Origin of the sequence: Enterococcus sp. DIV0800 (assembly GCF_050559735.1) — a bacterium.
Lineage (GTDB): Bacteria > Bacillota > Bacilli > Lactobacillales > Enterococcaceae > Enterococcus_A > Enterococcus_A devriesei.
In genome coordinates, this window is the sequence record NZ_CP187898.1 from 1,533,604 (window position 1) to 1,554,370 (window position 20,767).

The 20,767-nt window shown below is 38.6% G+C and carries 34 protein-coding genes and 1 tRNA gene; 1 reads left to right on the plus strand and 34 read right to left on the minus strand.

The features are described 5' to 3' along the window. Positions 1-17: 17 nt before the first annotated feature. From IGI54_RS07420 to IGI54_RS07585, 34 genes are all read right to left on the minus strand, one after another. Positions 18-962 (minus strand): phage capsid protein, encoded by a 945-nt coding sequence (locus IGI54_RS07420; protein ID WP_430620324.1) that lies wholly within the window; start codon positions 960-962, stop codon positions 18-20. Between the two features lie 13 nt (positions 963-975). Then, positions 976-1,596, minus strand: a complete 621-nt coding sequence (locus IGI54_RS07425) for a DUF4355 domain-containing protein (protein WP_430620325.1) — start codon at positions 1,594-1,596, stop codon at positions 976-978. A gap of 379 nt (positions 1,597-1,975) precedes the next feature. Then, positions 1,976-2,182, minus strand: coding sequence for a hypothetical protein (locus tag IGI54_RS07430; RefSeq protein ID WP_430620326.1), 207 nt, complete (start codon positions 2,180-2,182; stop codon positions 1,976-1,978). Beyond that, positions 2,179-3,639, minus strand: a complete 1,461-nt coding sequence (locus IGI54_RS07435; RefSeq protein WP_430620327.1) for a polymorphic toxin type 50 domain-containing protein — start codon at positions 3,637-3,639, stop codon at positions 2,179-2,181. Before IGI54_RS07435 ends, IGI54_RS07430 begins: the two co-directional genes overlap by 4 nt. 4 nt (positions 3,640-3,643) lie before the next feature. Next, positions 3,644-3,934 carry a hypothetical protein gene (locus IGI54_RS07440; RefSeq protein ID WP_430620328.1) on the minus strand — a complete coding sequence of 97 codons (291 nt, stop codon included), beginning with the start codon at positions 3,932-3,934 and terminating at the stop codon, positions 3,644-3,646. Beyond that, positions 3,927-5,438 (minus strand): phage portal protein, encoded by a 1,512-nt coding sequence (locus tag IGI54_RS07445; protein WP_430620329.1) that lies wholly within the window; start codon positions 5,436-5,438, stop codon positions 3,927-3,929. Before IGI54_RS07445 ends, IGI54_RS07440 begins: the two co-directional genes overlap by 8 nt. 15 nt (positions 5,439-5,453) lie before the next feature. After that, a complete protein-coding gene (locus IGI54_RS07450; RefSeq protein ID WP_430620330.1) occupies positions 5,454-6,752 on the minus strand; it encodes a PBSX family phage terminase large subunit in 1,299 nt (432 codons plus the stop codon). After that, on the minus strand, positions 6,727-7,227 hold the full coding sequence (locus IGI54_RS07455; RefSeq protein ID WP_430620331.1) for a terminase small subunit: 501 nt from the start codon (positions 7,225-7,227) through the stop codon (positions 6,727-6,729). The genes IGI54_RS07450 and IGI54_RS07455 overlap by 26 nt, the downstream gene beginning before the upstream one ends. A gap of 278 nt (positions 7,228-7,505) precedes the next feature. After that, positions 7,506-7,574, minus strand: a tRNA-OTHER gene (locus IGI54_RS07460). 477 nt (positions 7,575-8,051) lie between these two features. Next, entirely contained in the window at positions 8,052-8,465 is a 414-nt protein-coding gene (locus IGI54_RS07465; protein ID WP_430620332.1) for a hypothetical protein, read from the minus strand. A 53-nt stretch (positions 8,466-8,518) separates the two neighbouring features. Continuing rightward, complete coding sequence (locus IGI54_RS07470; RefSeq protein ID WP_430620333.1) at positions 8,519-8,680, minus strand: DUF7336 domain-containing protein; 162 nt, start codon at positions 8,678-8,680, stop codon at positions 8,519-8,521. Then, entirely contained in the window at positions 8,677-9,042 is a 366-nt protein-coding gene (locus tag IGI54_RS07475) for a hypothetical protein (protein ID WP_430620334.1), read from the minus strand. The genes IGI54_RS07470 and IGI54_RS07475 overlap by 4 nt, the downstream gene beginning before the upstream one ends. Before the next feature lie 8 nt (positions 9,043-9,050). Then, positions 9,051-9,587 carry a DUF1642 domain-containing protein gene (locus IGI54_RS07480; protein WP_430620335.1) on the minus strand — a complete coding sequence of 179 codons (537 nt, stop codon included), beginning with the start codon at positions 9,585-9,587 and terminating at the stop codon, positions 9,051-9,053. Positions 9,588-9,618: 31 nt separating this feature from the next. Then, positions 9,619-10,134, minus strand: a complete 516-nt coding sequence (locus IGI54_RS07485) for a hypothetical protein (protein WP_430620336.1) — start codon at positions 10,132-10,134, stop codon at positions 9,619-9,621. A 23-nt stretch (positions 10,135-10,157) separates the two neighbouring features. Next, on the minus strand, positions 10,158-10,673 hold the full coding sequence (locus IGI54_RS07490; protein WP_430620337.1) for a hypothetical protein: 516 nt from the start codon (positions 10,671-10,673) through the stop codon (positions 10,158-10,160). Further along, positions 10,670-11,104 carry a YopX family protein gene (locus tag IGI54_RS07495; protein ID WP_430620338.1) on the minus strand — a complete coding sequence of 145 codons (435 nt, stop codon included), beginning with the start codon at positions 11,102-11,104 and terminating at the stop codon, positions 10,670-10,672. Before IGI54_RS07495 ends, IGI54_RS07490 begins: the two co-directional genes overlap by 4 nt. Continuing rightward, a complete protein-coding gene (locus tag IGI54_RS07500) occupies positions 11,101-11,322 on the minus strand; it encodes a hypothetical protein (protein WP_430620339.1) in 222 nt (73 codons plus the stop codon). Before IGI54_RS07500 ends, IGI54_RS07495 begins: the two co-directional genes overlap by 4 nt. 32 nt (positions 11,323-11,354) lie before the next feature. Then, positions 11,355-11,624, minus strand: coding sequence for a DUF6275 family protein (locus IGI54_RS07505; RefSeq protein ID WP_430620340.1), 270 nt, complete (start codon positions 11,622-11,624; stop codon positions 11,355-11,357). Beyond that, the gene (locus IGI54_RS07510; RefSeq protein ID WP_430620341.1) at positions 11,624-11,791 is read right to left on the minus strand and encodes a hypothetical protein; all 168 of its coding nucleotides are present in this window, start codon (positions 11,789-11,791) and stop codon (positions 11,624-11,626) included. The genes IGI54_RS07505 and IGI54_RS07510 overlap by 1 nt, the downstream gene beginning before the upstream one ends. A gap of 351 nt (positions 11,792-12,142) precedes the next feature. Continuing rightward, positions 12,143-12,283: a hypothetical protein gene (locus tag IGI54_RS07515; RefSeq protein ID WP_430620342.1), complete on the minus strand. Its 141-nt coding sequence runs from the start codon at positions 12,281-12,283 to the stop codon at positions 12,143-12,145. A 1-nt stretch (position 12,284) separates the two neighbouring features. Beyond that, on the minus strand, positions 12,285-13,097 hold the full coding sequence (locus IGI54_RS07520) for a prohibitin family protein (RefSeq protein ID WP_430620343.1): 813 nt from the start codon (positions 13,095-13,097) through the stop codon (positions 12,285-12,287). 78 nt (positions 13,098-13,175) lie between these two features. After that, on the minus strand, positions 13,176-13,619 hold the full coding sequence (locus IGI54_RS07525; RefSeq protein WP_430620344.1) for a hypothetical protein: 444 nt from the start codon (positions 13,617-13,619) through the stop codon (positions 13,176-13,178). A gap of 18 nt (positions 13,620-13,637) precedes the next feature. Next, positions 13,638-14,090: a single-stranded DNA-binding protein gene (gene ssb / locus IGI54_RS07530; protein ID WP_430620345.1), complete on the minus strand. Its 453-nt coding sequence runs from the start codon at positions 14,088-14,090 to the stop codon at positions 13,638-13,640. Further along, positions 14,087-14,365: a hypothetical protein gene (locus tag IGI54_RS07535; RefSeq protein WP_430620346.1), complete on the minus strand. Its 279-nt coding sequence runs from the start codon at positions 14,363-14,365 to the stop codon at positions 14,087-14,089. The genes ssb and IGI54_RS07535 overlap by 4 nt, the downstream gene beginning before the upstream one ends. After that, on the minus strand, positions 14,352-14,651 hold the full coding sequence (locus IGI54_RS07540; RefSeq protein ID WP_430620347.1) for a hypothetical protein: 300 nt from the start codon (positions 14,649-14,651) through the stop codon (positions 14,352-14,354). Before IGI54_RS07540 ends, IGI54_RS07535 begins: the two co-directional genes overlap by 14 nt. Beyond that, positions 14,638-15,501, minus strand: coding sequence for a phage replisome organizer N-terminal domain-containing protein (locus tag IGI54_RS07545; protein WP_430620348.1), 864 nt, complete (start codon positions 15,499-15,501; stop codon positions 14,638-14,640). The genes IGI54_RS07540 and IGI54_RS07545 overlap by 14 nt, the downstream gene beginning before the upstream one ends. A 26-nt stretch (positions 15,502-15,527) precedes the next feature. Beyond that, positions 15,528-16,193 (minus strand): hypothetical protein, encoded by a 666-nt coding sequence (locus IGI54_RS07550; protein WP_430620349.1) that lies wholly within the window; start codon positions 16,191-16,193, stop codon positions 15,528-15,530. A gap of 83 nt (positions 16,194-16,276) precedes the next feature. Further along, positions 16,277-16,945, minus strand: a complete 669-nt coding sequence (locus IGI54_RS07555) for a putative HNHc nuclease (RefSeq protein WP_430620350.1) — start codon at positions 16,943-16,945, stop codon at positions 16,277-16,279. 5 nt (positions 16,946-16,950) lie between these two features. Beyond that, positions 16,951-17,661: a DUF1071 domain-containing protein gene (locus tag IGI54_RS07560; RefSeq protein ID WP_430620351.1), complete on the minus strand. Its 711-nt coding sequence runs from the start codon at positions 17,659-17,661 to the stop codon at positions 16,951-16,953. Continuing rightward, on the minus strand, positions 17,654-17,983 hold the full coding sequence (locus IGI54_RS07565) for a hypothetical protein (RefSeq protein WP_430620352.1): 330 nt from the start codon (positions 17,981-17,983) through the stop codon (positions 17,654-17,656). The genes IGI54_RS07560 and IGI54_RS07565 overlap by 8 nt, the downstream gene beginning before the upstream one ends. Before the next feature lie 40 nt (positions 17,984-18,023). Then, on the minus strand, positions 18,024-18,170 hold the full coding sequence (locus tag IGI54_RS07570; RefSeq protein WP_430620353.1) for a hypothetical protein: 147 nt from the start codon (positions 18,168-18,170) through the stop codon (positions 18,024-18,026). Continuing rightward, positions 18,163-18,855 (minus strand): Rha family transcriptional regulator, encoded by a 693-nt coding sequence (locus IGI54_RS07575; RefSeq protein WP_430620354.1) that lies wholly within the window; start codon positions 18,853-18,855, stop codon positions 18,163-18,165. Before IGI54_RS07575 ends, IGI54_RS07570 begins: the two co-directional genes overlap by 8 nt. Before the next feature lie 495 nt (positions 18,856-19,350). Further along, positions 19,351-19,572 (minus strand): hypothetical protein, encoded by a 222-nt coding sequence (locus IGI54_RS07580; protein WP_430620355.1) that lies wholly within the window; start codon positions 19,570-19,572, stop codon positions 19,351-19,353. A gap of 155 nt (positions 19,573-19,727) precedes the next feature. Beyond that, a complete protein-coding gene (locus tag IGI54_RS07585) occupies positions 19,728-19,955 on the minus strand; it encodes a helix-turn-helix domain-containing protein (protein ID WP_430620356.1) in 228 nt (75 codons plus the stop codon). Positions 19,956-20,103: 148 nt separating this feature from the next. Here IGI54_RS07585 and IGI54_RS07590 point away from each other — a divergent pair, with 148 nt between their 5' ends. Then, positions 20,104-20,760, plus strand: coding sequence for a LexA family protein (locus IGI54_RS07590; protein ID WP_430620357.1), 657 nt, complete (start codon positions 20,104-20,106; stop codon positions 20,758-20,760). The last annotated feature ends 7 nt before the right edge of the window (positions 20,761-20,767 follow it).

Here is a 20,767-nt window from a genome sequence, read left to right on the forward strand (position 1 = left end):
GAAGTAACCCCTCCTTGCTATTCTCCTCCGCCAGCTACAGGGGCTTTGATCGTCGTTTCAACTACACCTGTTGGAATTTCAGGGAATAATACTAACGCGTCCATGAATAGAGACTCGTACGTAGCGTTTCGCAGCACGCGACCACGAGTAGCTGAAATAAATCCAGTCTCATCAGTGAAATCTGCAAAGATACCACCTAAATCTGATGCCTTCATATTCAAGTATGCCAACACGATATTCTCTACAGCCGTAGAATAAATCTTTCCTTCTGGAACAGCGTTCAACACGATTACGTTAGTCGCTCCCAAAAAGTTTTTCAACAACGTCATACCAAATACATTCGATGCATCCGCTAAAACTTTAGTGTCACCTAAATAGGTTGCTACGTCCATTGGATTAACAAAAGATACAAATTGAGCTCCGTCAAATTCTTCGAAAGTATTCAATTTACCCCAAGCGTTTGCTAATGCTTTTTGGATACCTTCGCCGTTGTTTTTAGTTGGTGCGGTACCTAAAAAAGTCACAAAATCAGTTTTGATTCCACCTTGGATTTTACGCAGTAATTTGTTATCGGCTTCCGTAATGGCACGAGGCGCACCATGACGAGCAATAGATTCAGCAGACACAGCACGACGCCATTTATTGAATGTAACCTGATGAGATTTCCCTTTCTTTCGCGTCGCTTTTGATAACGGAATATCCTCTCCTTCGCCAACAACCCCAGGTTTTAAAGATGTTTCCCATTCATACATTTGAATTAGTAAGTCTTGAGTCAGTTCTTGCTTTCGAGTGACGCCAATCAACTCTAGTAATTCCTTAATACCTGTTTCAAAACGGTTGACGAAATCGATGGATTTAATTTCTCCTAAATCATCCATTACTGTTAAATCAGTTTCTGAAGCAAACATTTGCAAATCCATTTTCATCAACTTATCTTTGTTTGTTTTTGACATATTTTTCATTCAGTAATTCCTCCTAAAATAAATTTCTGTTTTCTGAGATAAGACGAGTCCGCTCGTCGTCATCCTTAACCGCCATAATCGATTTTTTCGTAACTGTTCCGCCACCGTTAGTTCCGACGCGCGGTTGTTTTTGAACTAGGCGTTTGTTCACCTCTGCCTCAATCGCAGCATCCCATTCTTCACGTAATGCTTTTACATCAGCGAGAATGTCCTCTGCCGTATCGCCATTCACACGATTGGCAAACTCTGCCGGCATTCCTTCTGCGGTAAGTTGCTTCCCCTTTTCAACGAAAAGCTGTTCTTCTCGGAATTTGGCTTTTTCCTTTTCGAACTTTTCTTTTTCTAAATCCAAAAGAGCTTGCTGGCGTTCTTTTTCGGAAAGTTTGGCTAGTTCAGCAGCCTTATTTTTTTCTTGCTCTAATTCTTTTTGCCATTTTGAATGCTTGGATTTAACGATTAAGTTAACATCATTGTCATCTTTAAAACCGAATTGATCTTTAATAGCTGCCAATTGTTCATCTGTTAAATTTCCTGCATCGAATTCAGGCGTTTGGTCTCCGGCCGGTGGTGTATCATCTCCGCCTGGTTCAGCAAAAAATTGTAAATGCATTGGCATTACTTGTTTGTTTATCATCGTTTTGACTCCTTCCATTGCTTTTAGCGAGAATCAATGCTTGCTCGTTTCCATTGCTTTTAACGTCAATCAATGCTTGGACAAAATAAAAAAGCCTAAGTGGTTGTTAGACTTCTTTGCAAACTATTTTGAAATATTTGTTAGTGTCACTTTCCATTTCTTCAAGTACGAACTCCATCAAATCGTAGGCGTCGTAAGGTCTGAATACATCCCACAATTTTAATTGGATCAATCTGTACCAAAAATACACACGCCTTTTAGCCGTCACTTCAAACTTTTGATCGCTCATATTACTCCTTAAATCAGCCTAACCATAAAAATTCACTCCTTAAAAGTGGGTACAAAAATAGCACCTGATCATTTTCACTTGATCAGATGCTTAACTAATAATCTCTATGTTTCCTATCTCTTCTGAACTAATGAGCGTTGCTCCCGGATACTCTGGACTCCCTTTGATTACTATCTCATCAAATTCTTCTGTATCCGTATCTATAGCAGGTGTATAGGCGATGACATCAGCCACGGTTTCAACTCCATCAGTGAATTTTATTTTTACTCTTTGTTCAACATACTTTCTTAAATTCACTGCTTTTCACCCTTTCTTACTGTAGGCACAATATGAACGCCCTTTTTCGAATAATGAATTGTAAAACCCTTAGTAAATTCAATTTGACTTGGTGTATCTTTTTCAATATTTACTCCAATAAACTCATCTTGAAAAATAAGTTCTTTATTTGCCCAGTCGCCATTCCTGCGCCTCAATATTTCTCCTGTTCCAGCAAATTCGTTAACAAGCTGCTGAGGATCTACATTTTCAAGTAAGTAACTTTTGCCAGATTTATAATTATTATGTCCTATTATATGTTTCCCTTGCTTGCCTTCGTGGACAGTTACATTGTATTTTCCGTCTTTGATTCTTTGCTGCAGTTTAGCATCATTATACTGTCGTTTCAGCGCTCTTACTCTATCTTCATTATACTTCATTTTCACGAAATCATCGAATGAAGGCGCGGAATCCTTAAGAACATTTTTGAATTTTTGATAGAATTTTTCGTCTTTATCTGTTTGTTTCTTCTTGCCTTTCTTGTCAGCGTATTCTTTATTTCTTTTTGCCACCTCGTCTTGCCAGCTATCTTCCATCCCAAGCTCTTCATCGTCGGGTAAAACGGTTGATCGACATCGGTAGTGAAGCGGTGGCGCATTTAGTCCTGGCTGATAATCTTTGATCAGATACACTTTTTTGTGATGGTTTCGACAGGTTTCAGTTGTGTCATCATCGATATGTGCCCAAAACTGATACTTTTCTAATCCAGCATCACGAAAGCGTTGAACCGTGGCGTTATTAATCACGTTTGTGCCGTCTGTCTGAATCAATGTTTCTGACTGCGCTCGCGTTACGTTATACTTCTTCCGTAGTTCGCGAGCGATTTCAGCGGGGCCTGACCCTTTAATAAATCCTTTTGTAAATACGTCTCGGATATCTTTCCCAAGATTATCCGTATTACCCCAAATCTGTTCTGAATAATTCCTTCCATTCCACGGCATGTGAACGATCTGATCAAGAATATGATCACTGACCGTGGAAGTAGAGTTGCCAAATCTGACTTTTCTGAAGACGTGCTTTGCCGTATCTTTCAAGTAGCTGTAAAACGATTGGTTTAACTCTTGATTCATTCGACCCATCAACCATTCGATTTCAAGATTGACCGCTTCAAGGCGTGTCACTTTAGCAGCGCTATATTGCTCGTTAAGGCGTTTTAGAAGTTCGCCATCTTTTGCATCCTTTGCTTGCTTAAAGTACTTCTCTGCATTTATGCGATAGTCTGACATGTCTTCTCTCATCAAGCGCTGCTTTGCTTCTTTGAGTGAAATCTTGTTGTCCTTCGCATAACGCTGGTAAAAGGAGAAAAGTTCCTTGGTTGTTTTTTGATAATACTCTTGATAAATGGATTGAAGTTCGCCAAAGAAATCAATATCCGTGCGATCCACATAGGCGAGAACCTCGTCCATCCTTTTTTTCCAGTATTCAGCAGATGAAGCCATTCAATCACTCCTCATATCTAAGTTTGATTGTAAATATTTCATCCGCAGTAGAATTGAAATCGAGCACTCTGATTAGCATTACTTTAAATCTAACAACTTCTATACCATTGATCGTTTTAATAGAAACAGTTGCATTCTTGTTTAAAAGCCGCTTAAGAACTTCTTCCAAGTTCCGAGGAATAGCAGCTTCCATTTCAATTACGCAATGATCACTAGCTCCACGATAAAACTTAGACGATATTTCATAAGGTAACAACCAATCATTGATGTAAAAAGAAACAAATTCTTTACTCATTTTCACTATCCTCTTCTCCTTTAGCGATACGAGGATCTGGCATTCTGTCTTGCTCTTCCTTCATCCGTGCCAATTCCTCATCAGGGTCGATACCCGTCACTGTTGATAGAATCTCGACAATTGTTTGATCACTAACTTGACCAAGTAAGCTGCTGGCAAGATTAACAATGTCAGCATCAGATTTTGGTACGTTTGGAGTAAATACGACATTTGTTTTGTTGATTGAGTCGTAGGCTGTCGTCTCATTCCCTTTGATTCGCCAAATGTTGACAGCTAAACGAAGACGTCGCATCAATCCTTTTTCAAACTGCCGCTCTTGCATGGCACGTCGATTATCTGCGGCCATTAATTTGTACTTCAGTGCTTCCCCAGATTGATTTCCTGAGAAATGTTCATCGGTCATATCCGGCGTAAAAGTAAAACGCAGGATGTCAGAAACCAGTCGTTTCTTGTACACCTCCGCGCCGTCAGCGTCATATTGTTTTACCAAATAGAAGGCATTCGGGTTAGCTCCTTCTGGATTCGGGTTGTCATCTAGAATCATGACTCTGGCTCTTTTAAATGCCATTGTCACACCAAGTTTCGAGTTTTGATTGATATTCCCGTTTTCATCAAAATCATTATCGTCTGTTCCAGTATAAGGATTTCCAGTGATCACCAACATAGCGTCCATCATGTCTTGCTGAAAGTTGGCCAACTCTGATTGCGATAAATCATATGCATCGATCGTATCGAGCACAGGCTCATAAGCTCCTGTGCGATCTTCGTTGTTGGCGTACTCATTGATTGGCACTCCATTCAAATTATGATCATCGAAGTCATCAAAAACTAAGCCCGTATCTGTTTTTTGATTGTCATTGACATAGTAATAAATATAGTCGGCACAATAAACAATGACAAAATCTTTCCACTTGCCATCTCCATAATCAACACGATAATAGCGGACTCCGAAAAGCGAATTATTATTGTACGTATCGTCATAGACCACAAACGTTTGCTCTGGATTCAATCGTACAAGTTTGACTGTCGCAGACTCATTGATCATGTCCACCGTCAGCATCTCATACGCCCGTCCATAAATAGATAAGTCCGTCTTAATCAAAATATTGTGATACGCTTCGTTGTTCTCAATCGAAAATTCTTCAATCTCGTTTTGAATCGCGGTGTCTTCATTTTTGTACTGAACTGGTTTTCCTAGCATGTAGCCCTGCTCAAAAATGGTGATGTATCTAGCAAAATCGCTCGCTATTCGATTGTCAGCTGCGTAATCATCTGTTTTAGCAGATCGGTATTTAATATTATTGTCTGATAATGAATACCGTTTTAACTCTTGAAGTCGCTCTACTTGTTCATTTTTATGGCGACTAATAAATCGCTCAAGCTGTTCAATCCAGCTTTTGCTTTCGAAGTCGATAGCGTCAAAGTCTTCTTGGGCCATCCGAAAAACTTCATTTGCTTTCAAGTTGAATCGTTGTCCAGCTAAAAACTTTATTTCATTTGCCATTTAGCACCTTCCTTTCTAGAATCCAAATGCTTTCACTGAATTCATTCGGTCATTTAAGTTGTTGCTCTTCAATTTAAAGATTGCTCGATTCAGTGCATATCGAATGGCATCAATTGTGTGGTTGTAGCCATCGACAGGCTCGTTGATGTACTCGCCGGTCTTTTTATCTTTCTTCCAGGTGTAATTTCCGAACTCTTCAAGCGTCTTGAAACACCTATAGTCAATGACGATTTTGTATTGCTGAATAAACTGAATGCCTTGAAGTATCGAACCTTTGCCTTTTTTGACGGCATGGATTTTTGGTACGCCTTTCAAACGAATCTCAGCGATGGATTTCTCTTCTGCGCTGTCAGCTTCGATATCCTCTTTCCCATAGCCAAGATTCTTAACTGTCTCTGCTATTTCATCATTGAGCATATGCTTTTTGACGAACTCTTCAACGATGTACAAGGTCTTGTTCTTCTCGTCGATCTTCACATGCATAAATGCTGACGGATCATTCACATATCCAAAATCGAGACCAAAAAAAGAAGGCAACGACTTTAGCGCGGCCTTATCTAATACTCTGGATTCGTAGGACGGAAATACGAGCTTATCAAGTGTTGCAAACTCACCTAGTGCATAAATACGATAATATGCCGGATTCCGCTCTTTCAGTTCTTCGATGGTAATTCTAGTTTCTTCATCGAGAAATTTATTATTCTGATAACTGGTTTGATAAATAATCGTCCGCTTTGAATCGAACGAAATGCCTTTATCAAACCAGTTTTTATAAACCCAATTTGTTTTCGATACCGGATTGAACATCAAAAGGATTTGACGAACCTTATGTTTCCGATCCCGCAAGCGTAACGTAAGCTGCGTGTAGTCATCCAGAGTAAACTCTGTCGCTTCCTCCATAACTACGTCGGACAGACCTTTGATGGATTTAATCTTTTCCGGATCGTCCATTCCTTTAAAAAGGAACTCTGCACCATTAGGCAACGTGATTCGAAAATCGGTGTTATTGACTTTGCAACGATCCAGAATCCCGAAATCTGACAAGCAGGCTAAAACATCAGCAAATATCGAATCTTTAATGGAGCGGCCAACCTTACGAGTAAAGAGAACTTTACGTGGCTTTCGCCATTTCTTACAAGCCTTCAGCACGACTTTCTGTACAACGCCATGGGATTTCCCGCTACTGGCACCGCCATAATGTATTTCGGTAAACTTCGTATAGTCGTCTCGAATGTCATACATATGTTTGTTAAACACTTTGGATGGCTGCGGAAATTCAAGGATAATATTAATCTTCGGCTTCGTCGTCGCCATCCCACTCACCAACTTTTATCACGATATCGCCTTGTTGCAGGTCTACTTTATCGGTGAACAGTGCATAACGCTGGCCGAGCATTCGAAGTGCTCCGTTTACGTCTGAAAGCTTCGCTGGCATTTCAACAACTTTAGCTTCCTCCGTTTCAATCGTTTGTTTACGCGCCGTTCCTTTGTCATCAGGAATCCATTTTTCCTGCTTGGATCGCAATGTAACTACTTGATTTTCTTTCACTTCTCGCCTTGCGATTTGAGTCAATCGTTCTAACACTTCTGTTGCATCTGCAATTCGATCGTTTGCCATTTCATCTAGTTTTTCATCGATATATTCTTTCAGGTGAGGTTTTGTTAGGTTTTCATGCCCAGTTTCCTTAGCTGTTTTCTTGCTGTAACCCGCCTTAACAGCTGCCTCTGTCGCATTTCCAGAAGCAATATAATACTCACAGAACCTCTTTTGCTTTTCGGTCATTGCCATGTCTATCACCTTCTTTCCAAAATAAAAAGACCACTCGCTCTGAGTGATCTTGGTTATGTATTAACAACCTACCCCATTCTGGGACCCACTGTTTACCCGTATCCGGCAGATAGGAATGCTCAGTTGCTATTGTGGGACACGAAACCAGTAAACGTCCCTTTGCCTCGTCAGGCGTTTTCCTTTTGCGAATCAGGTCTCTCGCTTAACATCTTGCGTAATCATCCTGAAACGACTACAAACCAGTCTAATACTGTTTGAAGCTTGGTCCCTTTATTTTATTGACGTGACAGGTCTCGATCCTGCCCCTGCTCTTAAGAGCTGTTCTGTCCCTACTAAACTACACGTCAACCAGAGGAGCTACCTCTAGCGCTGTTTGAGATTGTTTATCCAAGCAAAAGCCCTGGGATAATTCAGTGGTCTGATTGCCTCGTGCTTATTGCTCAATCTCTAAGTCACTGGCAATGAATCGAACATTGCATGTCTAACATTTTCGAAATTAACTCGCCTCTCGTAAACAAGATACTTTTTAGGGCAATGGAGTAGTTAGACTTATAAGTTATATGCGTCTACCCTTTCCGCCACAGTGACATAATAAAAGACGGCACATTGAGATTTAGAAGAAATGAAGCTTTTCAACTCCATTCGCTTTTTATTTTTTGGTTGTGCCGTCAATGAATTCCATCAAGCCAGACGTTTTTAAGTTTAAATTTTTAGAAAGGAGAAACTTTCAATGACAGTTTGAGTGATTCGTCTGCTTGATGAATTATCTACTCTATCAGTTTAGCATCTTGACAGACCTCGAAAGTGCAATGATAGTGCAATGATTAATTTGTTTCACCTAACTCTTTTGCTAATGCATCTACAAATTCATTCCTCAATAACTGGCACATCCGTTTAGAGTATCCGACCTCTTCCGCAACTCCGTCCCATGTTTTGGTTCTAGGTTTAATCCAATACCACGTTCGAATTATTTTAATTGTTTCAGGCTTAGAAGATTGGACCACTTTATCTAATGCGGCTTTTCTTTCTCTCAAAAGTCTCAAATGTTTATCCGTCGCTAATTTCAAACCCGTTCTTTCTGTCACGGAAGTAGAATTAGCGGAGCGTGATCCGCCAATATTTTCATCGGTTTCTTGCCACGGAAATTCGATTTCAAGTTCGACACGTTTAATATAGCGATCCATCGTTGGATATTCCTCTATTAAATCTTCCAACATTCTAAACGTTCCTTTTTTCAAATGACTTGTCCCCCTTGTCGATATATATATAATTTTGTCCTTGATAGCGTCGGTTACTGTAATTCTATTTCTTCAATCGTGTAAGTGAATTGTGATCCAGTTTTGAACCAAGAATTTTTAAATGCTGCGGCGGCTTTTTCTTTTGTAGTAAAGATACCTTCAACTCTTTTGTCCCATCCTGAGATAGATACTTTCCAGACAATGTAAACTTTCATTCCGCCACCTCTTTCTTTCCCCATTCCGCGAAGGCTGCTAGTACATGCAAGTCTTGTGGACCATTCATCTGTTTGTAAGCCTCTTCAACATCAGATGGTAATTCAGCACCAAAATGTTTCCATCCAAATGCTGAAAAATTAACAATTGGTGCATTGTCCGATTTCACAAATGCATCTTTCAGATATTCCAACACGATCTGCTGGTTCGGGTTGAGTTTCACCTCAAAGCCTTGAACAATCGCCAGCGCATAATTAAAACCCTCAACAAAACTGTGGTTCACCGTTCTAAATTCATCACTACTGGAAAAATTCTCTTCATGCAGTTTATCCGCCTCGGCGTCTAAATATTTGAGTAATTCCATCCTCACACCTACACTTTCTCGACAGGCACCGCAAACGACCAGTAGCGCTCGTCGATGGCTTTGATTTCTTTTTCAGTTAACATACAATTTTCATCGTTTAATGCTAAAAATTCAGAAGATGAATAAAATTTACCGCCTTCTTTTCTTAAATAAAACCCTCCATCGTTTCCGATCTTAGGGAATTTAACATAATACTTCGGCTCTTCCTCGACCTCGTAGCCGTCTAAATAAGCTCGTGCCAAATCATGCATATGATCATAGTCAGATAACCAATCGTAAAATTCTTCTGAAAATCCTCTTGGCCTCACTATAGTTCCATCGTTTATTTCATAGTATCCATTCAAGCAACTTGACAAATCGGCTTTTTCTATACATATTTCAATCCACTCCGCCACAAAAGCTGGCACTTTGACTTTCTGCGGTTCGTCAAGCTGCTCAACAAGCTGAATCACTTCAGCTAATTGATAATATTGCAATTCATGATTTTTGCTTTTTCTAAATTCCTTCCACCCTTCTAAAGTCTTTAATAATTCTTCTTTATCCATTTCATACCTCTTTTCTCTTTGATAGGCTGAGTTAGCTGAAATCCGCAGTTTGTAAAATATTAATCAATCGTTCGACTTGTGGCGATCTCCACGCTGTCATAGCGTAAGTATGAGCGTCCTTTGTATAGTGATGTGAATTAGACTTCAAGTGCTCCTTGGCTTCACGATTGGTGAGAAACATTGTATTTTGAACGTTGAAAGCTTCTTCTCTAACACCAAGCACAGTCCAATCATTTACCTTTTCCTCATCAGCTATTGCATCAACGATATCCTTAACATGCCAATAATCATCATAGTCAAGGTCATAGTCCTCTTCTAAGTACTCATAATCACCGATATTATCTTTAAGATATTTCAAAAACTCTTTGATAGTGTATTCATTCCAATCCAAATCATAAACGCGATATTCTTCAGCATAATCATCTGGTGCTTCAACGATTTTATAATCTCTAATAACCCAGAAACGTGGATCAGCTTGGCAAAGTTTGTCCTGCGTATTCAATTCCATTTGTAAATCCTTTAGGAACTTAATGTCTTCTTGTTTCATTTCAATCCTCCTTAATTGGCAGTTCAGTCATCCCAAATAATCCCTTCATCAAAACGGTGCTTTTGATTATGCATCGGCGTTTCCGGAGCCGCTTCTACAATTAGCACAGGATTGTATTTAGATTTGAGTTTTAACCGCTTGATGTGATCCTTAGCTTCAGACAGAGTAAATCTACTGTTCAATTGATCCTCACCTTTTTCAAGAATATCTGATCCAAGAGCCGTAACTAAGTAATCTACGTCTCTATATACCGGTGACCAGAATAGAAATCCCCAAGCTACGTCAGCACCATTATTAAATTCTGTTCCAAGCAAAATCTTATACATTTTAGTCACTTTTTCGTCATAGCTCAAATGTTTGGTGGCTTCCATAACCGCTTCGCCAAGTTCAGCAGTTATTACTTTGTCCTCAACTAATACATCCGTTAAGTAATAGTCGTCACCATCTCGACTCTTTATCAAAACAGCTAAGGCTTCTGGTATATCTTTCTTCTCAAATTGCATGAAATACCTTGCAATTACTACTGGCATATTCTTCATTCGCCGTCCTCCACTATTCCATCAGTTGTCATAAAACGATCCACACTTAGCAGCTCTTCTGACTGATAGATATTGCCAACAACTTCTAAGTTCTTCCTAACACCCATTAATTCAGTATCATAAATATGCTCACCTTTGATTCTGTAAGCACCGCTTTTCATGCGATAGACTTGAACATAGCTATGCCAGAAGGTATCTCCGTAATTAATAGATTTAGAGGTATATAGGAGTACGTCTCCCTCGAAAATCTCAACGCCGTTCTTATCTTTTAAGCCTGTTGATTGCATGTAATTCACTTTCACACCGTGTTGAATTTCTCCATTTTTTTCGAATATCTTATTAATCTCTCCGTTAAATTCAGGTTCATATTGCATAAAACTAAATTCTGGATGCCTAACATTTTCAACCCAGCTTCTAAATTTCGCCTTCATTCGCCGTCCTCCTCGATTACTTTGTAACAGTCATCCCAAATTACATCTGAGACACCTTCGTAAATTGGACTTTCACCGCTTACCGATTGTAATTTTCCATCTTCATAGTAAGCATCTACCCAACCGATCCAACCTTTTCGAAAGGCTTTTCGCATTGCGCCCCAGTCTTCCCAATACACATCTTTGATTATTTCTATTTTAATTCTCTTATTAATCATATTTTTCTCCTTGATACCCTTCACTAGCGGAACTATTCAGCAGCGCTAATCGCTTTGTTTTCCCATTTCTTATAAGCGTCGAAGTAAATTTCTTTTTTATCGCCATTCAAAGTGCATTCGTAATACATTCCATCAGAAACCGTGGTGCTTAAAAGAGCCTTACTGTTTTGAAGTGTCTTGCAGCTCCAAACAACGAAAACATCATCCGTAGTAATTTCCTTTTTGTCTGATTTGTCCATATGATTGTTGGTGTAGTCCGCAACTAGTTCCTTACATTTTTCAATAAATTTTTGATTATCCATTATAATTCTCCTTTTTTCTCTATTAATTTTTCTAAGGTGTAATCGACGTCAGTCGGTCGAATCGTGTTGCAATGCAGCATTTGAACTTGCTTAATATTTGTAAAAAGCTCAATTTCTTTGTTAATTGCTTTTTTTGTTTTGGGTATAAAGGTTAAAAGTTTAGGCAATTTCATACCTCCATTGTTTCATCCGATTGCGGAATTTAATTGCAAAATATCCCCTTTAGCAAATAGAAATTTGATAAAATGTGATAAAAGGAGGCATGTTTTATGCAAAGTCTATACATTTTATTCAGTTTCTTAACTACTTTTGGAGTTATTTTGATGATCTACGCTTTTTATCGGGATTTTAATAAGCTAACTACTCTCCAAAAAATCTCCCTTATCCTTGTTTCCATATCAGGACTAGCCCCCATGATATTAGGAACAATAGAAGGTTTCATTTCTCATTGACAGCTGATATGGCTGTTTTTTTGTATGCTGAAAAATAGTCAGTGATAGCTCCAGTTTGCGGAACTATTAAAATTCATCCCAATCCTCTTCGGTTTCTTCCTTTGATTCTTTCTTTTCCTCTTTTTTGGATTTAAGTATGGCGAGAACTAATCCCGCCAAACAAATCAATCCAAGAGCAATTAGAATCTTCGTTACAAAGAAAGCCATTCTATTTTCCTTGTTCTGTTACAACAGTATTCGCGCCATTCACAGTTACCCAACCATGTTTCTCACGAGCCTGAGCTTCTGTATAACGAATCAATTCATCGGTTACAGAGTCAGCAACTTTTTTATTTGATTCCGCTTCGGCTTCTGCCGCTTTCGTTTTCTTGTAAGCTTCGCTATCAGCTTGTGTTTTAGCTGTTTCAGCATCTAATTTAGCTTTTTCGTTTTCCTGACCGGCGCGGATGATAGCATCGATGGATTTTTGTGTTTCAGCATCGACATCTGGAACGCCGAGAGTGACATCCTCAACCAAAAAGCCTTTTGGTTCAACAGACTTTGCGAAGCTTTCCAATACAGCTGCTTCAACTTTTGAGGAATCCCCGGACAAAACATCAAGCAGACTATATTTTGCGTAAACCTCACGAGCTACTTTTTGAAGCTTGGATTTTAACCAGCCAGATTCAATGTCTTCACTAGTAATATTTCCAAACTCTTTGTACATTTTTGCCGCCTTAGTTGGATCTACTTTGTAGTCATATTTAATGTTGATCGTCGTCTTCTTACCGTCACTCGTAGAAACTGAGACGTTTTTCGCTTGAATCGTCTGCAATCGAATCGGATATTGAATGACCTTATCAATTCCGACAAACTTCACTCCTTGGGTTAACGCTTCGTCTTTGATACCGCCGTTCATTGAATAACGAACACCGACGTAACCATTATCGATTTTCTCTAAAAACTTAAATGCTCCGACTACCCCGATTACTAAAATCGCTACTACAGCTACCGCTGCTTTAATTCCTGTACTTTGTTTCATAATATTAAGTCTCCTCTTATTGTTTTTTCCGTTTTTCCAATTACGCGACACATTTTTAATGTTCTGATTTAAGATCAGCTATTCAATTTTCATTACTTTCTTTTTACTAACGCTGATTCGGTGATTAAACCTTCTAAGTTCTTTCTCATCCACTTCATGCCAGTCAGTAATTTCAAACGAAGCCGACTTTCTGTATTCTTCAATCAGTTTTCCAACAACTGGCTGATAGAATCTATCTCTATCCTCAATCTTGTAAAACGTCTCATGATTGTATTTGGGCCGCTTCGGCTTCATCCAGTTTTTCATTTCTGTGTACTTGTCTTTTTTAGGCCGTCGATCGTCTGCTCTCAATTTCGCAGCGCAACTCTTGCATCGAGTCAACTTCCACATTCTTCCATTTTCAACAGTAATTTCACGGCCGCACGAACAACGAGCTAGCCACACTTTATCTTTTACAGTCGGACTGACGATTGTATACTCTCCGTATTTTTCGCCCGTTCGATCACGTTTAGTTTTCTGCATCTTCTAGTCACCTTTCAATCAAAATGGAAGATCGTCATCACCAATATCGATTGACGATCCCTTGAACGGATCAGACTCATTGTTATTTTTATTCTGTTCATAATTTCTAGTAAAGTTGTTACCATTGTTATTTTCCTGTTGCTCATTCTTAGCACGAGACTCTAACAACTGGAAATTCTCAGCGACTACTTCTGTCACATAAACACGTTGTCCTTGCTGATTTTCATAGTTTCTGGTTTGAATACGGCCAGTCACTCCTAAGAGAGTTCCCTTGTGCGCATAATTAGCTAAAGTTTCAGCCGATTTCCGCCAAATCACGCAATTGATAAAGTCCGCTTCTCGATTTCCATCTTGATTCGTGAAGTTACGATTCACTGCTAGAGTAAACGTTGCTACTCCAGTTCCGCTCGCGGTATATTTTAAATCCGGATCTTTCGTTAAACGTCCGACTAAAACAACATTGTTGATCATTTTGTTTCCTCCCCTGACATGTTTTTAGCCGCTTTTAACCTATCTGACGCAGCTTGTCTTTGTTCATCAGACATCACTCGTTTAGCTCTTGCTGAAACATTTCCGTCAACGAACCCCTCTAAAGTGATTATTTCCCCGTTTTCTTCTGTTAATTTAGGGGATTTTACGAGCGGCAAATACTTTCTGATATGTTTAGGCACGTCTGTGTATATATGCCAGTTTTCATTGATTGAATAGGTAAAAATAGTCTCTTGTTCGTTTCTAGGTAATTTCATTTGCAACTGCTCCTTTTTGTTCGCATATTTTCACTGCTAGTTCTCGCTGAATCTCATATCCTTGTTCCATCAAATCCCAGAACTCAAAATCTTTGTTTCTTTGCTGAAAGTGATAGATTTTATATCCGACCCAGTATTGTTCAAAGAACTTTCTGGCTCGCTCGTCCTGTTCATTGCCTCCGTTTACTAAATAGGTCGCGTACCTTTTAAGATATGGCACCATGATCTCTAGATAGCTTGCTGGCAAAGAATTATGAGCCTTTTTGAGTAAATCATAGTCCTTCATTCTTTCGTCGCTCCTCCATAATCCTGTCAGCTTCTGCGATCATGTCTATTTCATCTGTCTTCTTTTTTGGTGAAGAGATATGCTTTGGTAACTCTTCAACACGATTTTTAGCAATTTTCCCTCTAGTTTCGCGTTTCGCAGTGAGGTCATACTCATCTTTGTAGCGCTCATCCCGAATCCATCTAAACAATTCTTGTGGATGGTACCAGTCAGTTATCTCGATATATTTTAGATAGTCTGAGTAACCTTTTTCGAACACTGCAAGGTCTGAATCGTTCTTCACTTTCTTTTTGAACTGTTCAACAGCTTTTTTCTTTTGCGTCTTTTTCGGATATTGTTTCCAAAAACACTCAAAACGATATATATATATATTCTTTATTTCTTTATCTGTTTCTGTATCTAGTTCTATATCTATATCTGTTGCGTGACTGTCACGTGACTGTCCCGCATGGTCACTTAGTAGCTTTTGTTTCCCGCGTTGTCGCTGTTTTCTCAAACGATTCTGCTCTCTAACCTTTTCCATGCCTTCGATATTCTGGTGCTTTTCCCAGTTTGTTATCGCTATGCTCCCATCGGTATTTAAATCAATCATGTTGAACTTTTCCAAAGTAGTTAGCGCTAGCCTAACTACGTTCACCGGTTTTCCAAAGAGCGTAGATAACATTTCCTCGCTGTACGGCATGTTACGCTGTATATATATCAAGCCTTCGTCATTCGTCTTACCAGCCAAAACAAGTAATCGAATCCAGATAACTAAAATCGCATCCGACTCAGGTACCGCTTGAATTAATCGGATTTTTTCATCATCAAACATAGTCGTTTTAAGTTTGATCCAACTTATTTCTGCCACTGTGTCTCCTCCCCATTACCTATTGCTCAGTCAAATTCAATTACCACTTTTTTCTTACCAGATAGAACATCAACGTCGATTTGTGGTTTTTGATCAAACCATTCAGCATGATCAGTTGAGTCAGAAAACTCAATTCGGTCACTACCCATAGTTTTCAAATAGTATTCTTTGCCATTCACTATTAGTTTTGTAACGAATATGGACTCAAATTCATTTGGATTTTTTTCTTTAATTAAGCGAGTCTTCTCTTCACGGACGACGTTATTATCTAAAGCCCTTTTCTCACGTAATAAATTGGCGAAATCATAAATATCTAACATTGCTGTTCGGATGCCTTGAGAGAGTGTCGATGATACAAACCCACTAGATCGTCCCATCATTTCAGAAACTTCACCTTGTGTGTATCCTTTGTTCTTGATGAGGTTTTTAACCTGTCGCTTTAAATCCTTTGTTGGAATTGTAGAATAATCTTTCATAGATTCTTTTAGACTCTCAAGCCTTTCTAATACGAGTCTGTACCGTTGAATACTCGTTTGAAGTTTGTCATTTATCGCATTAGAGATAATTCCTTTTTTCTCGAAACATTTTTGCTCTATTTTAACTACGCTGTATCTATCGTCTTTGTTTTGAATCTCGCTAATCACCTCATTTATTTGATTAACGAAGCTTCTTTGATCCGCTGTCATTTCCATCTTTTTGCCTCCTTTTAATAATTGATTGATCTTCTTTGCGCTAAGTCTTTTATTACGTTTATTCCTGGTCCTTCTTCCCAAAATCACACACCTAATTTTTTTATAGATTCTTCTTTCAGTTTTGTCGGTATAATCTGATACTTGTTTAAAAAGTTTTGCGTTCCGATTTGATGCTCTTCATTGTGATGCTTGCGACATCCAGCGTAAAAAGTATGTTGCGTGTGGTCTACCTTGCGCCGATTGCGGCCCATACCTACAGTGTCGATGTGACAGATGTCCGCATGCTTGCCACAGATACAGCACTTTCTAGCCATAAGGCATTTGTAGAAGTAATAGGCTAGATTTTGAGGCGCAATCTCATACCCTTCGCGAAACGGAATGTCATTCTCGAAAATAAAATCCAAAATCAGTTCAGCAAGAGTTGCTACTTCGTCCACTGAATTCGCGGATTCGTTCGACAAACTAATATCTTCCCCCGTGAAGTATCGAAATTGCCAATAGAACACGTCTTTAAGGCTTTCTAACGGTTCTCCAGTATATATATATATGTCTTGCAATAAAGCGAATATGAAGCGTCTCTGTTGCACTGTGAAGCCACGTGGGTCTTTGATAAATATTTCAGCTTGTCGCTCACCATCGAAACCGTTAAAAATCGTCTTCAAACGTTCGATGTTTAGTTCTTCTTTGAGTTCTAAAACGATCTTATTTCCAGATATTTTTGTTATTTTTGTAAGATAAGATAGATTGTTCATCTACTTCACTTCTTGTTATTGGATTGTTTTTCGAATTCTTGTTGAATTTTGTTCGCGGCAATCTTGAAAAGTCCGCTTTGGTCATATGTCATATCGCTGATTTCTTTAACCGGTTTCCCTAATCGATTATCTTGTTTCGTATATTTATTGACTGTGTTTAGTAAAGTTCGCTTGTTTTCTTTTCCAGTCGTCTCGTCTAATTGATCCAATAATTTTTCAAGCCGTTCAATCTCTTTTACATCGATTTTTGGTTGATCCGGGATATCCTCGCCCTCATATAGATAGATAGCCACGCCGTGTTTAGCTAAAGCCTTAACGAAAGCCCTTTTCAACGCTTTATTGATATCTGTTGAAGTTGGTTTCAAGACTGGTTGACCACGAAAGTTTATGATTGCGTAGTTTTCAGTCTCTGTTTTGCCGAAAAGAACTACTGATACTTTCACCATGTATCCGTCACCAGTTTGGCGGTATGGCTTTAGTTCAGTGATTAAAAAGTCTTGTTGTTGACCACTTAAAACACTATAGTGCTCAAATTCGTGTTCGATGATTTCTGCATCAGAATCAATGATCTTCATAACTTTGTGAGCGGCTGCCCAACTTAAATACTTCAAATAAATTTTTTCCCCTGTTTTTTTATCAGTTCCGCCCTCTTTAGTTTTTATGTCGCTCTCAAAATCCATTTGAGAGATTTCTTCAAATGTCTTTTTTTCACTCACCGAACAACTCCCCCATTTCATTAATAAAAGATTTGCCGTCACTATATTTTGATAGCGACGCAATCACTAGTTCCTGCTCAAACTCGTCTAACAGCTCTTGAGCGCTCTCAAACAGGACTAGAAAATGCATACGTCCTAGTTCCGTCTTGATAGATAGCCTATAAACGGTATCGTTATATGCGACTGTGGCTCCGTTGTCATCTTGAAAATACTCAAGTTCTTGACCTAATTCATTTTTTCGATTTGGAGCTTCATTCTCGAGTTCCTCTGGAATGGCAGTGATGTATTCATCAAGTGCCACTTTCTCTTTTCCTGATAGCATGTTATAATCACCTCGAATAAAGTTTTAGTACATCAGCTCACTATTTGCTTGCCGGCGGTAGTGAGTTTTTTTGTTCCCACGCTTTTCTGCGTTCGATATTTTGCTTTGCTAGAATCGTGGATTCGTTTCTTTGATACCAACGATCAGCAATATTCTTTCCGATTTTTAACCCTTCTGTTCTATTCATCTTCCAACAGCTCCATTTGCTTAATAATCGTCATTGTCGCCGTTGAAGGCATCCAATTATTGATAAATTCGATTACTTCATCGAATTGTTTTGATTTAATCCGGTTTCTTGCTACTGCTCCCGTGATTCTTTTGATACCACCATTTAAATCCTTAAACAGTTCTGTTTTCGCTTTATTGTTGAGATGCTGCTGCGAGCAAATGATTCTGATCTTATTTCGGACCATGGACGAAATCGTTCGATAATCTGGCTCAGTAAGCAATTGGTTGTTTTTCATTTCATCTATATCACTCTCTATTGCATCAACTCGTTCTGTGGTATCTTCCTGGTACTCAAACATTAGCTTCAATGCTGCTCTAGGTGAATCTGGTATCACAAACTGCTTTTCTTTAATGTGATTTTCCATCTCATTAAATCGTTCAATATAAGCTACTGCGAATTGAGTCCCCTTCGCTCCAGTCATTCGAGTTGAAAATAATTCACAGCCTTTTTTTGACAGCAAGTAACATGGCAATGCTTTATTTTGAGAATTTAGATATGTTGATTCGACAAAGTAGGACTGGTAACTTTTTACCTCACCTAAATGGTCAATAATTCGCCGGATATCCTTCATCACATTGTTGTGATCCTTCCCTACCATTTCCGCTACTTCTAAACTGGGGATCGTTTTTTCTAGTTTTTCCATATAGTTGTACCTTTCTATTTGATAATTTTTTTTGAAATAGGTTAACGACCGTAAGCAATCCAAATAACACTACAGCCGCTTGCCAAAGCCCGGCTACTAAACTTGCTGTCATTGCGCCAGTTAACAATGTCTTTTGGGACCGTCGACGCGCTTTCCTGTTCACAACGGAAACAGGCAATATGTGAACGTAATCAAAATCAGATCGCATCTTTCATCCTCCTTTCAAATACTTAATACTATTAGTGTATAAAGAACAGCGAGCAGGAAAATACATGTTGATAATACTCGTCCAATAAAATCTTTGTGATACAAGTTAAATCCAATGTAGCCCAAGCATACTAACCACACGATGACTAGATATGTGATATTCATAGCTTCACCGTCATGAGCGCTGCCCGATCTAGTAGGTAGCGTCGTATAGTTGCCCCGAACTCTTTTTTGCAAGTAAATTCGTGAGTGATTAATCCGTTTTTCAATTTGACTCTAATTTGCATGTCAGTCTCCTTTCTTAATTTCCTGATATTCAAAACGTCTGTCTGACTGCTCTTTCAAAAATCGGTCATATAACTCAAGATTGATATAAACCTCATTCGAGGTTGGAGCTACATAACCTTCTCTATATTCTGATTTTCTAAATAAATTCATTCGTCTATGGTAAGTCGATTCTGAATAGCCCTTTTCTTTTTTAAATTCCTTTTTAGTCAAACAGCCTTCCATGTTAATCACCCCTTTCAGTTATTTATTCACTAATCAAAATTTGTTTCACAATTTTTTCTTATTTCAATAACAATCTGATAACATGATTATTTCGTAATGTTTCACAGCCAAACGAACATTCGCGTTTTTGCCTAATAGGCAAAATAAATAACTTTCTATTTGCTTTTAGGCAAATCTTCATACAAAAAAAATTCAGGCAAATCATTGATATCTTTTCCTAAGGACTTCATTAAAACTGGCAATTCATTAGCATTGAACGAGTGTATTCCGTTTTCTTTTTTCCAGTATGATGCTCCATTCATTCCCATTAGAACGCCCATTTCAGTAACACTTTTTTTTGCATCTTTCCGCGCCTTTTCTACTTTTTTTAAGTTTAATAACACTTTCCTGTTACCTCCTTTCGTTATGACAAAATGACTATAACACGCATTTTGCCCTAAGGCAAACTTTTTTTGATATAAAATAATTCTTTTGCCTTGTAGGCAAAGATGTTATAGTATTTTTAGATAAATTAGAAAAGCGGTGAGAATATTGACTGGTGAACAGTTAAGCGAGGATCAGCTTAAAGTAGCTGCTATCATGAAACAAGCAAGAAAAGGAAAAAAATTAAGCCAGTTAGAAGTAGCCCCTAAATTAGGTTTAAACAATGCTACTTTATCTAAATATGAAAATGGTAAATTACCTTTCCCTGATTCAATACTAATAAAGCTCTCTAATATGTATGATATTGATTACTATTCGCTTCCCGGAGTCGTAAAACCTAGGCTAGTGGGCTCCAGAGAAACCATGCAACTAATTGGAACTATAGTAGCTGGAAAACCCCTAGTAACCTATTCAGATCCAGAAGACATACAAGTTCCAGCAGAAATAAAAGAAGCCTATCCTAATGGGTATTTGTTAGAAGCTTCGGGGGATTCAATGAATCGTCTTTTCCCAGATGGGCAATTGTTAGTTGTTGATCCAGATTCAGAAGTAGAGTCAGGATTAGTATACGCTGTTCGGATAAATGGTGATGAAACAACAGTAAAAAGAGTGATTGTGGGAAAAAACTTATTAGTGCTTCAGCCGGATTCTTATGATGAACGTTATAAGCCGTGGATGATTGATGATCCACTTGTATTAAGTGAAGTATGTATTGAAGGAAAAATAGTTTGGGATTTTGCCAATCCCAATAAAAGAAAATATTAATTCAACA

Bases quoted from the DNA above. Each gene is read 5' to 3' on its own strand.
- IGI54_RS07420 (WP_430620324.1), bottom strand. From the start codon at position 962: ATGAAAAATATGTCAAAAACAAACAAAGATAAGTTGATGAAAATGGAT.
- IGI54_RS07425 (WP_430620325.1), bottom strand. From the start codon at position 1,596: ATGATAAACAAACAAGTAATGCCAATGCATTTACAATTTTTTGCTGAA.
- IGI54_RS07435 (WP_430620327.1), bottom strand. From the start codon at position 3,639: ATGGCTTCATCTGCTGAATACTGGAAAAAAAGGATGGACGAGGTTCTC.
- IGI54_RS07440 (WP_430620328.1), bottom strand. From the start codon at position 3,934: ATGAGTAAAGAATTTGTTTCTTTTTACATCAATGATTGGTTGTTACCT.
- IGI54_RS07445 (WP_430620329.1), bottom strand. From the start codon at position 5,438: ATGGCAAATGAAATAAAGTTTTTAGCTGGACAACGATTCAACTTGAAA.
- IGI54_RS07450 (WP_430620330.1), bottom strand. From the start codon at position 6,752: ATGGCGACGACGAAGCCGAAGATTAATATTATCCTTGAATTTCCGCAG.
- IGI54_RS07455 (WP_430620331.1), bottom strand. From the start codon at position 7,227: ATGGCAATGACCGAAAAGCAAAAGAGGTTCTGTGAGTATTATATTGCT.
- IGI54_RS07470 (WP_430620333.1), bottom strand. From the start codon at position 8,680: ATGAAAGTTTACATTGTCTGGAAAGTATCTATCTCAGGATGGGACAAA.
- IGI54_RS07475 (WP_430620334.1), bottom strand. From the start codon at position 9,042: ATGGAATTACTCAAATATTTAGACGCCGAGGCGGATAAACTGCATGAA.
- IGI54_RS07480 (WP_430620335.1), bottom strand. From the start codon at position 9,587: ATGGATAAAGAAGAATTATTAAAGACTTTAGAAGGGTGGAAGGAATTT.
- IGI54_RS07485 (WP_430620336.1), bottom strand. From the start codon at position 10,134: ATGAAACAAGAAGACATTAAGTTCCTAAAGGATTTACAAATGGAATTG.
- IGI54_RS07490 (WP_430620337.1), bottom strand. From the start codon at position 10,673: ATGAAGAATATGCCAGTAGTAATTGCAAGGTATTTCATGCAATTTGAG.
- IGI54_RS07495 (WP_430620338.1), bottom strand. From the start codon at position 11,104: ATGAAGGCGAAATTTAGAAGCTGGGTTGAAAATGTTAGGCATCCAGAA.
- IGI54_RS07500 (WP_430620339.1), bottom strand. From the start codon at position 11,322: ATGATTAATAAGAGAATTAAAATAGAAATAATCAAAGATGTGTATTGG.
- IGI54_RS07505 (WP_430620340.1), bottom strand. From the start codon at position 11,624: ATGGATAATCAAAAATTTATTGAAAAATGTAAGGAACTAGTTGCGGAC.
- IGI54_RS07515 (WP_430620342.1), bottom strand. From the start codon at position 12,283: ATGGCTTTCTTTGTAACGAAGATTCTAATTGCTCTTGGATTGATTTGT.
- IGI54_RS07520 (WP_430620343.1), bottom strand. From the start codon at position 13,097: ATGAAACAAAGTACAGGAATTAAAGCAGCGGTAGCTGTAGTAGCGATT.
- IGI54_RS07525 (WP_430620344.1), bottom strand. From the start codon at position 13,619: ATGCAGAAAACTAAACGTGATCGAACGGGCGAAAAATACGGAGAGTAT.
- ssb (WP_430620345.1), bottom strand. From the start codon at position 14,090: ATGATCAACAATGTTGTTTTAGTCGGACGTTTAACGAAAGATCCGGAT.
- IGI54_RS07535 (WP_430620346.1), bottom strand. From the start codon at position 14,365: ATGAAATTACCTAGAAACGAACAAGAGACTATTTTTACCTATTCAATC.
- IGI54_RS07540 (WP_430620347.1), bottom strand. From the start codon at position 14,651: ATGAAGGACTATGATTTACTCAAAAAGGCTCATAATTCTTTGCCAGCA.
- IGI54_RS07550 (WP_430620349.1), bottom strand. From the start codon at position 16,193: ATGGAAATGACAGCGGATCAAAGAAGCTTCGTTAATCAAATAAATGAG.
- IGI54_RS07555 (WP_430620350.1), bottom strand. From the start codon at position 16,945: ATGAACAATCTATCTTATCTTACAAAAATAACAAAAATATCTGGAAAT.
- IGI54_RS07565 (WP_430620352.1), bottom strand. From the start codon at position 17,983: ATGCTATCAGGAAAAGAGAAAGTGGCACTTGATGAATACATCACTGCC.
- IGI54_RS07570 (WP_430620353.1), bottom strand. From the start codon at position 18,170: ATGAATAGAACAGAAGGGTTAAAAATCGGAAAGAATATTGCTGATCGT.
- IGI54_RS07575 (WP_430620354.1), bottom strand. From the start codon at position 18,855: ATGGAAAAACTAGAAAAAACGATCCCCAGTTTAGAAGTAGCGGAAATG.
- IGI54_RS07580 (WP_430620355.1), bottom strand. From the start codon at position 19,572: ATGGAAGGCTGTTTGACTAAAAAGGAATTTAAAAAAGAAAAGGGCTAT.